This is a genomic window from Anaerotignum sp. (genome assembly GCF_040307045.1).
Classification (GTDB): domain Bacteria; phylum Bacillota; class Clostridia; order Lachnospirales; family Anaerotignaceae; genus Chakrabartyella.
The window spans coordinates 53,725-68,053 of record NZ_JAWRKF010000015.1; the positions used below are offsets into that span (position 1 = coordinate 53,725).

Sequence of the window (14,329 nt, forward strand, 5' to 3'; positions counted from 1 at the left end):
CATTTACCCACTCTTTTGTCCGCGTACTATAAGTTTCTTGCACCAGTATAACACCATTCACCCTAAAAAGCAAGGGTTTTCCTACATTTTCCCACTCCCTGACCTGTTTACCAAACATACAAACGCTTCAAATATATGATAGCCATAAAACTACAAAAGTATAAATAAAAAATTATTCAGCTAGTTGATTTCGTGGTTTCTAAATACCTCTTTGCCCTCCTCAAAATTAACGTAAACTGATTATTATGTAAAACAATTCCTTAGATTTATATTATACCTACTATTAATGGTGTTAATACAATGGGTAAAAACAAAGCGGGAAGGTAATTTAACACTTTAAATTTTGTTATTCCTACCATGTTTAGCCCCAATGCAAAAATCAGAACTGAACCAATACAAGTCATCTCCGCCACCACTGCATCCGTTAAAAACGGTGCAACAATTTGGGCCAATACAACAATGCTTCCCTGAAAAATGAAAACAAAGACAGCAGAAAGCATAACCCCAATTCCTAAAGACGATGCGAAAACCATGGAAGAAATAAAATCCAAAACAGACTTTGTAAAAAGCATTTCATAATCACCAGATAAGCCTGCTTGCATAGACCCCACTACAGTCATGGCGCCAACACAAAACAATAAAGATGCAGCGGTAAAGCCCTCTGCCATAGATACTTTGCCATCACCCTTGTGAAACTTTGCTTCTAATTTCTCCGCAAATCCATTTAATTTTGCATCTAAGTCAAACCCCTCACCAATCATAGTACCAATTGCCATGGAAATAATCAAACCCAAAGTGTTACTACCTTTAAGCGACCCTGACCAACCAATATATAAGGTGCAAAAACCCAGCCCTTTCATCATAGCCTCTGAAATCCTATAAGGCATCCCCTTCTTTACCAGTATTCCTAAGCCACTACCAATCACGATTGCTATAACGTTAATCAGAACTCCTATCATTTGTATTCTCCCTTCTTTTGTATAAACAATATTAGTATACCATTTACTAGAAGTGTTTGTCTAGAAATACAATAGTAAAAAAGCAGCCTCCATACCTCTATTTTTTCTCACAAAAAAGCTCCTCTATTAAACGAGGAGCATCTCATTTTAGACGCAACAATTCCATCTTAAAAACACCTATAAAAAATAGAACTTAACTTTGGACATATGTATCTATGATTTCTTGATATTTACCATTCTTTCTAATATTTTCAAGTCCATTGTTAAACATTTCTATCAGTTCTGGGTTTTTTCCTTTTGGCACAGCAAATCCATAAGGGTTCTTCCGTTCAATGTCAGAAACTATTTTAAAGTCAACCCCCTGTGATATGATATAACCCATTACTGGATAATCCTCAAATAAAGCTTGGCTATTCCCCTCTAATACATCAATATATACATCACTAAATTCATTAAATGTTGTTATATTAAAACCATATATATCCTTGATAGACTCAGCAAATGCCTCCGCCTCAGTTCCCTGAGCAACTGCAACGGCAACTGTTTTCCCTGCTAAATCTTCGTAATTATTAATGTCATTTCTGTTAGCTGCAACAGCCATTACAACACCGCCCACTAGGTAAGGGTTAGAATAGTCAAATATTTCTTTTCTTTTCTCTGTAATGCTAATGCCTGCTAAAGCCCCATCTACCCGTCCTTCCTCAACTGCTGTTAAAACTTCATTAAAAGACATGGTGACTAATTCATACCTAAATCCCTGATCCTTAGCAATAGCCTCCAGAAGGTCCATGTCTATTCCTACGTATTCCCCCATATTATTTTGAAACTCAAAAGGCGCAAAAAATGTATTTGTTGCAATAACATACTTTTTCCCTTCTTCCTGCACCTCACTATTGGTTTTCTGTTCGGCGCTAATTGTCACTTTATCATTACATGCTGCCAAGCCTGTAACCAAAGCCAACGCTAAAATAGCAAAACCACCTTTCTTCATAAAACTCATTAACATTACCCCCTTTTTTATAAATTATCACTACAAATGAAAGATCCAGAAAAACCATCCTGTTTCTGTGGCTTTTATCGTTTTATTATCTATGTACCACCATAAATTTCTTCTGTATTACGTTATCTTGCTTTCTTAGAAACTGTTAGGCGTTTTCCTGCAATACGCCGCACTTGTTTTAATATATTCTGCAGCAAAACCACTTACAACTTCAAAGTCCATTAACTTCTCTTTTTTCCTAAAATTTAGGGAGTCCATACAAAAAAATCCCTCGCAATTTGCGAGGGATTCTAATATTACAATACTTTGTTTAAAAAATCTTGTGTCCTTTTATTTTGAGGGTTTCCAAAAACTTCCTCTGGAGTACCTTCTTCCACGATGTAGCCACCATCCATAAAGATAACACGATCTGCAACTTCTCTTGCAAATCCCATCTCATGGGTAACAACAACCATTGTCATACCATCAGCTGCTAATTTTTTCATTACTTCTAAAACTTCCCCAACCATTTCAGGATCTAGGGCTGAAGTAGGTTCATCAAAAAGCATAATATCTGGTTCCATTGCCAAAGCCCTTGCAATTGCAACACGCTGTTGCTGTCCACCAGAAAGATTTGCGGGATATTCTGTTGCTTTTTCTGCCAACCCTACGGATTCTAATAAAGAAATTGCTTTCTCTTTTGCTTCGTCTTTGGTCATCTTTTTACGATCCACTGGGGCTAACATAATGTTTTCTAGTACATTTAAGTGGGGAAATAAATTAAATTGTTGGAATACCATTCCAATATTTTCTCTGATTTTGTTTATATCACTACCTTTGGCAGTTAGATCATTGTCATCAACAATAACAATACCACAGCTAATTTCTTCCAAACGATTTAGGCAGCGCAAGAAAGTACTTTTACCCGAGCCCGAAGGGCCAATCAAACAAACTACTTCCCCTTCTTTGACTTCAAGGTCGATTCCTTTTAGAACCTCCAATTTGCCAAAGTTCTTTTTCAGGTTTTCAACTTTAACTTTTATCATTTTGCTAGCCTCCTTTCAATGATCTTTGCGACCTTTGTCAGAATTGTAATCATTATATAATACATGATTGCAATTACAGCATAGGTTTCAAAGCTACGGAAGTTTCTTGCAACAATCTGACTCCCTTGACGCATTAACTCCGCACAACCAATAACTGAAAGGATTGAGGTATCCTTTAATGTGATAATAAACTGATTTACCACCGAAGGGATTACAATTCGGATAGCCTGCGGTAAGACAACCTTACGCATCGCAACGCCATGAGGCAAACCAAGGCTTCTTGCCGCTTCCATCTGACCTTTATTAACCGCCATAATACCACTGCGGAAAATTTCGGATAAGTATGCACCTGCATTCAGGCAAAGAACAATGATTGATGCTGTAAAAGCCGAAATCCTAATATCTAAAGCCGAAGTGATACCAAAGTAGATAAAGAACGCCTGTACCATCAATGGTGTACCCCGAATTACGCTTAAATAGATAGCTGCAATCCAATTTAACACCTTTATTTTAGAGATGGTAAACATACAAGAAACGATGCCCACAATCAAAGCTAACACCAAAGACACAACAGTCATCTGTATTGTAAATGACATACCCTCTAATAGCTGAGGCAAAATTTGTATTGTATATTCGAAAAAATTTGAACCATTCATAAGGCACTGCTCCCTATTGCTTTATTTATCAGAAATTACTTTTGGATATAAGTATCCATGATTTCCTGATATTTTCCGTTTTCTTTCACATTTACAAGACCTTTGTTGAACATTTCCAAAAGTTCTGCATTTTTTCCTTTTGCAACCGCAAAGCCATAAGAGCTGCCCTGTTCCATATCTGTTACCATTTTCAGTTCAACTCCCTGGGTAATTGCATAACCCATTACAGGATAGTCTTCAAAGCAAGCTGCACTGTTACCAACCATTACGTCCATATACATTGCACTGGAATCATCAAAAGTTACAGTACTAAAACCATACTCATCTTTGATGGATTCGGCAAAAGCTGCTCCTTCTGTACCAATTTTGATTGCAACTGTCTTACCTGCTAAATCTTCGTAGGTTTTAACTTCATCATTGGCTGCAGCTACACCCATAACTACACCGCTATCAAAGTAAGGCTCGGAGAAATTAAATTTCTGCTGTCTTTCTCCTGTGATGCTCATACCAGCGATAACGCCATCAGCCTGACCTGCTTCCAACGCCTGTACTGCAGCATTAAAGCCCAAGGGGTTTAGTTCATATGTAAAACCCTGGTCCTCAGCAATTGCAGCCAACAAATCTAAGTCAATACCAATGAACTGACCGGACTCATTCTGGAATTCAAAAGGTGCAAATGTTGTATCTGTTGCAATGATATATTTCTTAGCATCAGCAGGTGTATCTGTGCCCTCCGTTGCATCTGCGCTGCTGCTATCACTACCACCACAAGCAGCCAAACCCATTACCATAGCAAAAGCCATAGCCGTTACACTTACTTTTTTAAATAAACTCATTTCTATTTCCTCCCTTTTTTCTTTTCAAGTTTTTTATGCTAATACAGCTACTGCCATATTCCATAAGTCAAAATTATTTACACAACATGCCCAATAAAGAGCTACTGCCTAGTCTGTCTGCGCCAGCTGCAAGAAATTCTCTAGCATCTTGAATACTCTTTATTCCGCCCGCCGCCTTGATTTTTGTTTCATTGAAAACATATTTTTGAAACAGCTGGATATCCGCCAATGTTGCACCACCACCGCCAAAACCAGTACTTGTTTTGATGTATTCCGCCTTGGAGCGGCTAACAACTTCACACATTTTAATTTTTTCTTCATCCGTTAGCAAACAAGTCTCAACAATTACTTTTAAAATTTTATTTTCACAAGCCTCTTTAACAGCATTAATCTCCTGGAAAATATTATCATAAAGCCCTTCTTTTAACCATCCCAAATTGATAACCATGTCAATTTCATCTGCTCCGTTTCCCACGGCATTTCTGGTTTCAAAAACTTTGGCCGCTGTTGTTTGGTATCCATTTGGAAACCCAATGACTGTACAAATTGCCACCTGTCCTCCCACAAAGGACGCAGCCTGGGAAACAAAGGTGGGTGGAATACAAACCGATGCAGTTTTTTGTTCCATTCCTTCTTTGCATATTTCCCGAACCTGATCCCATGTAGCATCTTGTTTCAGTAAAGTATGATCGATGTGGCTAAGAATCAACTGCTTTTCCATATTTCATCCTCCTTGTATTCACACATTAGAAAATTATATCATAAATAGAACATGACAACAATGTCGTTTTTTCAATCGGTTCGCCTAATTTTTTTCTATAAGTCAGTGTTTTTTATTAAATTCTCACATAAATTATGTGAATTTTTATCTCCTGTGGAAATAAAATGAAGCTTTTCATTCCATTTCCTTTCTTATTTTGTTCTTTTACCGTACACATATACAGAAAAAAGCGTTGCTTTTTAGCAACGCTTTTTTGTAATATTTTACTCTTAATTAAGCTTCTGTTACAACAGCTTCTTCAGAAACTGTTTCTTCTTCAACAGGAGCTTCTGCCTGTCTTTTGGAAAGGCTGATTTTTTTCTGCTCGGAGTTAACTTCCAAAACTTTAACATTGATTATTTCGCCAACCTTAAGTTCATCTTCAGGCTTAACTACGTGCTTGTTTGCGATCTGGGAGATATGTACCAGACCATCAACACCAGGTTCCAGTTCAACAAAGGCACCAAAAGGTACCATACGAACAACCTTGCCTTCTACAACTGTGCCAACAGCGTATTTTTCAACTGCAAGCTTCCAAGGATTCATATTGCTGTCTTTTAAAGAAAGGCTGATTTTGCCTTTTTCTTTGTCAACGTCCAAAACAAAAACTTCAACTGTCTGGCCTTCTTTTAAAACTTCCTTAGGGTTGGAGATTCTTCCCCAGCTCATTTCGGAAATATGGATCAAGCCATCAACCCCACCCAAATCAATGAATGCGCCAAAGTCTGTTAATCTGCTTACTGTACCAGTAGCTTTAGCACCAGCTTCGATAGATGCAAACAAAGCTGTTCTCTTTGCATTGATTTCCTGTTCTACTAAAGCTTTTCTACCACCAATGATACGACGCTTTACTCTGTCCATTTCAATGATGTTGAAATCCAATTCCTGGCCTTTGAAAACGCTCAAGTCTTCAATAAATCTATTTGAAACCTGAGAAGAGGGAATAAATACTCTTACGCCGTTAACAACTGCAATCAAGCCGCCTTTAACAACTTCTGTTACAATACCTGTAACAACAGCTTTTTCGTTAAATGCCACTTCAATGTCTTCCATACCCTTCTGCGCTTCAATACGCTTTTTGGACAAAAGAACATTGCCGTCGCCGTCGTTCACACGAACTACGAATACTTCGATCTCATCTCCGGGCTGAACTACTTTACTAGGAATTACTGTTGGATCACTGCTAAATTCACCTCTGGGAATAACACCATCGGATTTATAGCCGAGATTCACAGAAACCTCTTCATTTACAATCTGAATTACAGTGCCTTTTACAACATCGCCTGTGTGCAGGGTAACGAGAGATTCTTCTAACATTTGTTCGAATGAAATTTCCTCACTTCCTCCTAAATTTTGTACTGCATTGTCAAATGCTTCGCTCATAGTAACAACTACCTCCTTAATTATTGCAGGTGGTGTAGACGCACCCGCAGTTATTCCTATTTTATCATTCTTTGAAAAAATATTCAACACCAAATCGCAAATTGTTTCAATGTGAACGGTATTATCGCAATTTTTTCTACAAATCTCCACTAGCTTTTGGGTATTAGAGCTTTTTTTGTCGCCAATGACTATCATTTTGTCGACTTTTTGGGATAAAGTGACAGCTTCAGCTTGTCTTTTTTCCGTTGCAGAACAGATTGTATTAAATATTTCCAAGCGGATGTTTTCTTTCATCAATGCATTTATAATCTCTTCAAAACGACTTTGACGAAAGGTGGTTTGCACCACAAGAATATATTTTCCCCCATCTGTCAAGTCTAATGCAATAGCTTCTTCCGTTGTCTCAATGATTTTGGCCTTGTTATCACACCATCCATTGATCCCAATTACTTCTGGGTGCTCCTTATTTCCTGCAATAATTACGCCCTCATTTAAAGCATGATGCTCCTTAACAATATTATGGATTTTTTTTACAAAGGGACAGGTGCCGTCAATCACTTTTATACCCTGTTTTTCCAATTCATCATAAAGAAATTTGCCAACTCCATGAGAACGAATTAAAACAGTACCCTTATTTATCTCGTCCAGACTCTCAATAATTTTAAGGCCCTTATCCTCCAAGTCTCCTGTTACCGCTTTGTTGTGAATCAAAGGACCATAGGAATAAGTTTTTTCATTATTTTCAATTTGTTTATATGCCATCTCTATGGCCCGTTTTACACCAAAACAAAACCCTGCCGATTGGGCCAATTCTACCTTGCTCATAAATCAACCTTCATTCCTTGGACTTTTTCCATTATTTTTTCTGTAATTTCTTCCATCAATGCTGTATTTATTCTTTCTACACGGTATTCTTCAAGGGTAATTGGCTCACCAAATTCAATTCTAACTTCTTTACGGAATTTGTATTTCCCCGAAATTGCCACCGGAATAACTGGCGCATCACCCTTTAAAGCAAACATCGCAACACCAGCTTTAGCCGCTTTTTCCTCCCCTTCTTTCACACGGGTCCCCTCTGCAAAAATCCCCAATAACTCTCCACCCTTAAGCACATTAACCGCCGTTTTAAAGGCTTTCATATCCATAGTTGCCTGGCGATCAACAGGAAAGGCCTGCAAATTTTTCAGCAAAGCACCTAAAATCTTATTTTGAAACAATTCCTTTTTCGCAATAAATCTTGGTAGCCTATTTAGGTACACAGCCATAGTTAGGGGATCAAAATTACTGATGTGATTACAACACAAAACACCATTTCCAAAGTTAGGTACATTTTCTTTTCCCACAACAGTTACTTTAAACATAATTTTATAATATATCTTTACAATAGCCTTAACAAAAGGATATAAGGACATAATCACACCTCACTTATTTTATCTTTGCATATCTCTAAAATTTTGTTTACAACCTCTTCAATACTCATAAATGTGGTATCTAAATAAACTGCATCCTCAGCCTTGCATAATGGACTATGCACACGATTCATATCATTTTCGTCACGCTGAATAATTTCTTGGCGTATGGTTTCAAAATTCGGCTTTTCACCCTTCGCCTCCAACTCCTCCATACGACGCCTAGCCCTCTCATCAACACCTGCATCCATATAGATTTTCACCTCTGCCTGAGGAAGCACAAAAGTACCAATATCTCTACCATCCATAATCACAGAACTTCTTTTTGCCATGTCCCTTTGCATATCACCCAGTTTCTGCCGTACAGATTGGATCTTTCCCACATCAGAGGCACCTTGACCAATTTCCTGGGTTCGTATCTTGCTGGTAATATCTTCGCCATCCAACAGAATTCTTTGTCCACCTTTTTGAGGTTGTATCTCTAAATTTATTTCTTCCAGCAAAGCCAACACACTAACTTCATCTGAAGGGTCAATTCCTTTTTGTATACAAAAATAGGCAACACCGCGGTACATTGCACCTGTATCAACATAAATGATTTCCAATTCTTTTGCAACTGCCTTGGCAACGGAACTCTTGCCGGAACCCGCCGGTCCATCAACCGCAATAGCAAACTTTTTCATGTTTATCCCTCCTGTCGTTCTGCTAAAGCACCTTCACCAGCAGTAAAACCACTGGAAAAAGCAATCTGCAGATTATATCCCCCTGTGTAGGCATCCACATCCAACACCTCTCCAGCAAAGTGTAAGTTTTTCACCAGTTTGCTTTCCATGTTGGAAGGATCAATTTGATCTACACAAATCCCACCACAGGTAATCACCGCTTCGTTATATCCGGCTGTCCCCGTGATCGTTAGTGGAAGTGACTTTAATAAAGTCAATAGACGTTTTCTTTCTTCTTTTGTAACGCTGTTTACCTTTTTATCTTCTTGAATGCCCGAAAGAGACACAATGACAGGTATCAGTTTTTTTGGCAACAAATCATCCAGTGCATTAATAAAATCACGATTTGCATACTTTTCAAAGTCTCTTAGCAAACGCATATCTAGTTTCTTTTCATCCATAGCCGGCTTCAAATCAATATAAAGCATATATCCTTCATCCATAGAAAAAATCAAATGTCGGCTAGCACTCAGAATAACGGGACCCGAAACACCATAATGGGTAAACAACATTTCACCAAATTCTTCAAAGACCGTTTTGCCTTTTTTATTTTTCACCTGAATAGAGATGTTCCTAAGGCTAAGACCCATTAAGCTTTTGCACCATTGTTCTGCTGTTTTTAACGGAACCAATGAAGGATACAACTTCGTCACTTCATGGCCTGCTTTTTTTGCAAAGCGATATCCATCCCCTGTTGAACCCGTAGCAGGATAGGATAACCCTCCCGTTGTCACAATGACAGCATCGGCTTCTATAACAGTTCCTTTTTTTAATCTCACCCCAACCGCCTTTCCATCAGAAATCAAAATCTCATCCACAGGGCTGTCCAGATGTTGCTTTACTTTATTTTCTTTTAAATATTGCTCCAAGGCAAACACAACATCTAAAGATTTATCTGAAACAGGAAAAACTCTTCTTCCTCTTTCTACTTTTGTTTGAAGCCCTAATCGATGAAAAAGTTCCTGCGTTTGGGGACTATCCAAATGGTAAAATGCACTGTACATAAAATAAGGATTTCCCGGGATATTTTCTAACAAGGTTTCCACATCGCAATCATTCGTAATATTACAACGACCTTTTCCTGTGATTAAAATCTTTTTTCCTAGTCGATTGTTTTTTTCAAATAAGTGTACTTCATGTCCACGACTTCCCGCTCTACCTGCGGCCATCATTCCGGCGGCACCGCCACCCACTACGATAATTTTTCCCATATATTCACCTGTTTTTCAATAATTCTGCCATTTCCAAATGAGCTTTATCATTCAAAGTCATCAAAAACTTCTTATCGTCTGAAGAAATATCCACCATAGAGATTGAAGTATTTGTCAACCACATTCTACGATACATATTTAAATCCAAACCCAACAACTGAATCATAAACACACGTAACAAACCACCATGTGACACAATTGCAACCCGCTGCCCTCTATGCTTTTTCATGATCTCTTGAAAGCCAGCAATGGAACGCTCAGCTACTTTATGAAAAGATCCCTCTCCAGGCATAGTGTGATGGAAAGGATTATCAAAAAAATCGGTGTAGGGCTTTCCGTATTTCTCCGTAAGCTCTGCCACTGTATGCCCTTCCCACTCCCCAAAGTTAATTTCTTTAAAATGCTCGTCCACAATTAAGGGAAGGCCTTTTAGCTTTGCAATTGGCTCTGCAGTAGCAATAGCACGTTTTAGTGGTGAAACATAAATGGCATCCAACGGCATATACTCAAAACGTTTTGCCAAAAGCTTTGCCTGCCACTGACCCTGTTCAGAAAGTTCAATGTCTGTCCATCCTTGATAGCGCCCGCCTCTATTCCACTCCGTCTCACCATGACGAATTAAGTATAATCTAGTTTTTTCCTGTTCCATCTTTTATCATTCCTTTTTTTGCGAAATCTTAACAATATATTATACGTTATTATCCCTTTGCTTTCAAGAAAAAAGCCCCAAAAGGCATATCCGTCTGCAAAGAAACCTTAGAATCCTCATGTAAGGTATTCAAAAAGGTCCAAAAATTACAGCAATATGTCTTGGAGCTTTCAAATATCAAATAAATTTCCAAGTTATTTTACCTCTAGAAATTCAAGCATAAATCATTTCTCATAAACCTTTTAAATATTTCACCTCTTTTGCAGTAAGGTGACGGAATTTCCCCTTTGGTAAATCCCCCATCTTAAGTTCTCCTGTGGCAACTCTTTTTAACTGGGCAACGGGATGCTTGATTGCTTCACACATTTTACGCACCTGTCGATTTCTACCCTCATGAATTACAATTTCCACCGTTGACTGGCGATCGCCTTTTTCCAAAATCTGAATTTTTGCAGGTTTTGTTTTTCTACCATCAATAACAACACCTCTGCGGAATTTTTGAAGGTCCATATCATCAGGTGTTCCATAAACCTTTGCAACATAAGTCTTATCCACATCATGCTTTGGATGGGTCAACTTATAAGTTAAATCCCCATCATTAGTCAATAGTAGCAGCCCTGAAGTATCGTAATCCAATCGACCCACAGGAAAAATTCTTGCATCAATATCCTTAACCAAATCCATTACACCAGGACGACCAAACTGCTCTTTTGCAGTGGTAACATAGCCTTCTGGCTTGTGAAGCATAATATATACCATCTCTACTTCTTTGTTGCTAATTTTTTTATCTAGATAAAAGACCTCATCCTTCTTGGGGTCAATCTTTGTTCCTAATTCTGTAACTACCTTGCCATTCACCTTTATCTTTCCTGCAACAATAAGCTCCTCTGCCTTTCGGCGGGATGCCACACCTGCTTCCGCAAGAAATTTCTGTAGTCTTTCTTCCATACTGTTCCTCCGTCTCTTTGCTCATTGGAATCAGTATACCCTACCATAAAAGGAAAGTCAAAAAAACTCTAAAACCAAGTGGTCCAATTTTTGAATAAAAATAAATACCAATCGACCAAAGTGTACGCTGGAGCTGAGCGGTCCGCCAGAATTGGTATTTCTCTCAACAATTCATCTCCCAAAATAAGCTGAGCATTTCCAAGTTGTTGACCGGCCTGAATTGGTGCTTCTATACTTTCGGGTAACGTAATTTGTATTTTTATATTCCCCTGCTCTTCCTTGGAAAATAGTCCTTTATACCCTTCTTTTAAGACTGTGCCTACTTCACCAATTTGAGAGTGCAGCACAGGAATTTGACCGCAGCTTTGCCCTGCTTTTACCACTTCATAAGGAAAAAACGTGGCAAAACCATAGTTCATCAATTCCTTTGTATCTGTCCACTTCTTTTCCTTACCCGTGTTTCCCCAGCCACTGCCTAGAACAGCAGTAACCAAACGTATCCCATCTCTTTCTGCTGCACCAACAAAACAGTGACCTGCCTTATTTGTGTAACCTGTTTTTACCCCCATAGCTCCCTGATACTCACGCAAAAAGCGATCCGCATTTGTGGCATGATATTGTCTTTCGCCCGTTGCCTCATAAATCGTTACTTCGGGTTGGGAAATAACCTTGCAAAACGCTTCATTCTTTAACGCATACGTAGCAATTAAAGCCATGTCTTCGGCCGTTGAATGATGTTTTTCAAAAGGAATTTGGCTATCTAAACCATTTGGAGAACCAAATACCGTATCCTTTGCTCCAATTTCTGCCGCTTTTTCTGTCATCAACTGGCAAAACGCTTCCACACTTCCAGATATGTGCTCTGCCAAAGCAACGGCAGTGTCATTGTATGAGCGCAGCATCATAACCGAAAGCAAATCATCAACCCTCCATTGCTCACCGGCTTTTAAATCCATATGTACCTCTGGCTGTCTAGCTGCATTTTTACTAATTGTAACAACGTCATCTAAGTTGGCCTTTTCAAAAACCAAAATCGCTGTCATGATTTTTGTTGTGCTTGCCATGGCCAATGGCTCCTCCGAGTTTTTTCCCCAAAGCAATCGACCTGTATTACCATCTACCAGTGCGGCTCCCTGTGCGCCTATGGATGGCTCCCCTCCATAAACCAGTGAGCTGCATAAAAAAAGCAGGAGAAATAAGATCCCCACACGCCTCATGTGCATCACCCCTCTCCTGCTATGTCTATTCTCTTTTTTCCCTTTTCATACAAAAAAAGTTTTGATACTTATGGCTTAAATTATTTCAAGCCACCGTAACTATACGTAACTACACTTTTATCCACATTGTTATGTTGGTACTTTTAAAGTTATCCACATTACTCACCCATTTTTGTGCACAACCTTCTGCAACTCTGTGGATACCGTGTGGGTATTTGTATGCTAACTCAAATTCCCGAATAAATTTATGGTTCGGCACAGGCGCCCTCCTCTGCTTGAGGCGCTTCATCCAAAGCGGGTAATTCCAAAACACTTTTAAAACCAAAGTATCTTAAAAACTCATTTGTTGTACCAAACATGATTGGTTTACCCGGGCTGTCCATGCGCCCCACCTCACAAACCAGTTTTTTTTCCACTAATTTGCTGACTGCGTGCTCCGCACTAACGCCACGAATTTCCTCAATTTGTGCACGGGTGATCGGTTGTTTATAAGCTATAATCGCTAAGGTTTCTAGTAACGATTGCGTTAAGCCCTGACGATTGGGGCTTTTATACATATTCCGTATGTATTCAAAACATTCCGAGGCTGTACACATCTGGTAGGATCCTTCGAATTCTACAATACGAACTCCCCGCTTTTCATTTTCGTATTTATCAGCTAAGGTATGAATGATTGCTTTTGCGGTAGCCTTGTCCATCTCAATGGTTTGGGCAATTGCTCCTAAAGGCACCGCCTCCCCAGAAATAAAAAGCAAGGACTCCACCACCGCCTCTAACTCAGATAATCTCATACACTATCCTTTCCATCATATCTAGATATTGTTATTTCACCAAAAGTCATTGATTGGGCAATTTGAACCTCTTTTCGCTTAATCAATTCCAACAAAGCCAAAAAAGTTACTACCTTTTCCATTTTACGGGCATTCTCCCGAAAAATAGAAAAGAATGTAGCCTTAGGGCACAAAATTAGTATGTCCCTTATATACTCCATCTTTTCTTGAACAGTAAATAAGTCTCTGGGGACAGCTTTGAATGAGCTACGAACACGGTCAACTTTTGTATCCTTTCGATTCATAACCTGTTGAAAGGCTAAATATAAATCTTCCATGGTAACCCCTTGCAAAAAGTCCTCCAATGCTTGGGGTTCTTTCCCTTTCAACTGTTTCACAGCCTGATCTGCCTCTTTGTAAAATACGAGGGAGGCCTCCTCTTCCCGCTGTCTCCATTCCTCTGTAACTTCCTTTATCTTTCTGTATTCTAATAATCTCTGCACCAGTTCTTCTCTTGGGTCAGGACCCTCCGTTTCCTCATTTTTAGGTTTTGGTAAAAGGAGCTTACTTTTGATTTCCAGCAGGGTAGCTGCCAATACCAAAAACTCACTCATACCGTCCATATCTCTATCTTCTGCAGCATCCAAGTACTCCAAATATTGATCTGCCAAACGGGCAATAGGGATATCGTAAATATCAATTTCATTCTTCTCAATCAAATGATAGAGAAGATCCAACGGCCCTTCAAAAGCATCTAGTCGAATTGTTATTCTGTCCAAATCAA

The 14,329-nt window shown here is 38.9% G+C and carries 16 protein-coding genes; all 16 read right to left on the reverse strand.

What is annotated here, in order from left to right; all coding sequences use genetic code 11:
* Positions 1-266 precede the first annotated feature (266 nt).
* Positions 267-959: a DUF554 domain-containing protein gene (locus tag ABVZ64_RS08055; protein WP_352400500.1), complete on the reverse strand. Its 693-nt coding sequence runs from the start codon at positions 957-959 to the stop codon at positions 267-269.
* Positions 960-1,152: 193 nt separating this feature from the next.
* Positions 1,153-1,959 (reverse strand): transporter substrate-binding domain-containing protein, encoded by an 807-nt coding sequence (locus ABVZ64_RS08060; protein WP_352400501.1) that lies wholly within the window; start codon positions 1,957-1,959, stop codon positions 1,153-1,155.
* Positions 1,960-2,255: 296 nt separating this feature from the next.
* A complete protein-coding gene (locus ABVZ64_RS08065; protein WP_352400502.1) occupies positions 2,256-2,984 on the reverse strand; it encodes an amino acid ABC transporter ATP-binding protein in 729 nt (242 codons plus the stop codon).
* Positions 2,981-3,640 (reverse strand): amino acid ABC transporter permease, encoded by a 660-nt coding sequence (locus tag ABVZ64_RS08070; RefSeq protein ID WP_352400503.1) that lies wholly within the window; start codon positions 3,638-3,640, stop codon positions 2,981-2,983. Before ABVZ64_RS08070 ends, ABVZ64_RS08065 begins: the two co-directional genes overlap by 4 nt.
* 35 nt (positions 3,641-3,675) lie before the next feature.
* Entirely contained in the window at positions 3,676-4,476 is an 801-nt protein-coding gene (locus ABVZ64_RS08075) for a transporter substrate-binding domain-containing protein (RefSeq protein WP_502892589.1), read from the reverse strand.
* 73 nt (positions 4,477-4,549) lie between these two features.
* Positions 4,550-5,197, reverse strand: coding sequence for a deoxyribose-phosphate aldolase (deoC, locus tag ABVZ64_RS08080; RefSeq protein ID WP_352400504.1), 648 nt, complete (start codon positions 5,195-5,197; stop codon positions 4,550-4,552).
* Between the two features lie 273 nt (positions 5,198-5,470).
* The gene (locus tag ABVZ64_RS08085) at positions 5,471-7,444 is read right to left on the reverse strand and encodes a bifunctional 4-hydroxy-3-methylbut-2-enyl diphosphate reductase/30S ribosomal protein S1 (RefSeq protein WP_352400505.1); all 1,974 of its coding nucleotides are present in this window, start codon (positions 7,442-7,444) and stop codon (positions 5,471-5,473) included.
* Positions 7,441-8,031, reverse strand: a complete 591-nt coding sequence (locus ABVZ64_RS08090; RefSeq protein ID WP_352400506.1) for a lysophospholipid acyltransferase family protein — start codon at positions 8,029-8,031, stop codon at positions 7,441-7,443. The genes ABVZ64_RS08085 and ABVZ64_RS08090 overlap by 4 nt, the downstream gene beginning before the upstream one ends.
* A gap of 2 nt (positions 8,032-8,033) precedes the next feature.
* On the reverse strand, positions 8,034-8,711 hold the full coding sequence (cmk, locus tag ABVZ64_RS08095; protein ID WP_352400507.1) for a (d)CMP kinase: 678 nt from the start codon (positions 8,709-8,711) through the stop codon (positions 8,034-8,036).
* Positions 8,712-8,713: 2 nt separating this feature from the next.
* A complete protein-coding gene (locus tag ABVZ64_RS08100; RefSeq protein WP_352400508.1) occupies positions 8,714-9,961 on the reverse strand; it encodes a BaiN/RdsA family NAD(P)/FAD-dependent oxidoreductase in 1,248 nt (415 codons plus the stop codon).
* Positions 9,962-9,965: 4 nt separating this feature from the next.
* Positions 9,966-10,610: a histidine phosphatase family protein gene (locus ABVZ64_RS08105; protein ID WP_352400509.1), complete on the reverse strand. Its 645-nt coding sequence runs from the start codon at positions 10,608-10,610 to the stop codon at positions 9,966-9,968.
* 231 nt (positions 10,611-10,841) lie between these two features.
* Positions 10,842-11,558: a pseudouridine synthase gene (locus ABVZ64_RS08110; protein WP_352400510.1), complete on the reverse strand. Its 717-nt coding sequence runs from the start codon at positions 11,556-11,558 to the stop codon at positions 10,842-10,844.
* Between the two features lie 68 nt (positions 11,559-11,626).
* Entirely contained in the window at positions 11,627-12,775 is a 1,149-nt protein-coding gene (locus tag ABVZ64_RS08115; protein WP_352400511.1) for a D-alanyl-D-alanine carboxypeptidase family protein, read from the reverse strand.
* A gap of 109 nt (positions 12,776-12,884) precedes the next feature.
* Positions 12,885-13,034: a hypothetical protein gene (locus tag ABVZ64_RS08120; RefSeq protein WP_352400512.1), complete on the reverse strand. Its 150-nt coding sequence runs from the start codon at positions 13,032-13,034 to the stop codon at positions 12,885-12,887.
* Positions 13,021-13,566, reverse strand: a complete 546-nt coding sequence (scpB, locus tag ABVZ64_RS08125) for an SMC-Scp complex subunit ScpB (RefSeq protein WP_352400513.1) — start codon at positions 13,564-13,566, stop codon at positions 13,021-13,023. Before scpB ends, ABVZ64_RS08120 begins: the two co-directional genes overlap by 14 nt.
* A complete protein-coding gene (locus ABVZ64_RS08130; RefSeq protein ID WP_352400514.1) occupies positions 13,563-14,324 on the reverse strand; it encodes a segregation and condensation protein A in 762 nt (253 codons plus the stop codon). Before ABVZ64_RS08130 ends, scpB begins: the two co-directional genes overlap by 4 nt.
* Between the last annotated feature and the right edge of the window lie 5 nt (positions 14,325-14,329).

Excerpts from the sequence above, each read along its gene's own strand:
- ABVZ64_RS08115 (WP_352400511.1), bottom strand. The coding sequence starts at position 12,775 with ATGAGGCGTGTGGGGATCTTATTTCTCCTGCTTTTTTTATGCAGCTCA.
- cmk (WP_352400507.1), bottom strand. The coding sequence starts at position 8,711 with ATGAAAAAGTTTGCTATTGCGGTTGATGGACCGGCGGGTTCCGGCAAG.
- ABVZ64_RS08070 (WP_352400503.1), bottom strand. The coding sequence starts at position 3,640 with ATGAATGGTTCAAATTTTTTCGAATATACAATACAAATTTTGCCTCAG.
- deoC (WP_352400504.1), bottom strand. The coding sequence starts at position 5,197 with ATGGAAAAGCAGTTGATTCTTAGCCACATCGATCATACTTTACTGAAA.
- scpB (WP_352400513.1), bottom strand. The coding sequence starts at position 13,566 with ATGAGATTATCTGAGTTAGAGGCGGTGGTGGAGTCCTTGCTTTTTATT.
- ABVZ64_RS08110 (WP_352400510.1), bottom strand. The coding sequence starts at position 11,558 with ATGGAAGAAAGACTACAGAAATTTCTTGCGGAAGCAGGTGTGGCATCC.
- ABVZ64_RS08055 (WP_352400500.1), bottom strand. The coding sequence starts at position 959 with ATGATAGGAGTTCTGATTAACGTTATAGCAATCGTGATTGGTAGTGGC.
- ABVZ64_RS08090 (WP_352400506.1), bottom strand. The coding sequence starts at position 8,031 with ATGTCCTTATATCCTTTTGTTAAGGCTATTGTAAAGATATATTATAAA.
- ABVZ64_RS08085 (WP_352400505.1), bottom strand. The coding sequence starts at position 7,444 with ATGAGCAAGGTAGAATTGGCCCAATCGGCAGGGTTTTGTTTTGGTGTA.
- ABVZ64_RS08100 (WP_352400508.1), bottom strand. The coding sequence starts at position 9,961 with ATGGGAAAAATTATCGTAGTGGGTGGCGGTGCCGCCGGAATGATGGCC.
- ABVZ64_RS08065 (WP_352400502.1), bottom strand. The coding sequence starts at position 2,984 with ATGATAAAAGTTAAAGTTGAAAACCTGAAAAAGAACTTTGGCAAATTG.
- ABVZ64_RS08075 (WP_502892589.1), bottom strand. The coding sequence starts at position 4,476 with ATGAGTTTATTTAAAAAAGTAAGTGTAACGGCTATGGCTTTTGCTATG.
- ABVZ64_RS08105 (WP_352400509.1), bottom strand. The coding sequence starts at position 10,610 with ATGGAACAGGAAAAAACTAGATTATACTTAATTCGTCATGGTGAGACG.
- ABVZ64_RS08060 (WP_352400501.1), bottom strand. The coding sequence starts at position 1,959 with ATGAGTTTTATGAAGAAAGGTGGTTTTGCTATTTTAGCGTTGGCTTTG.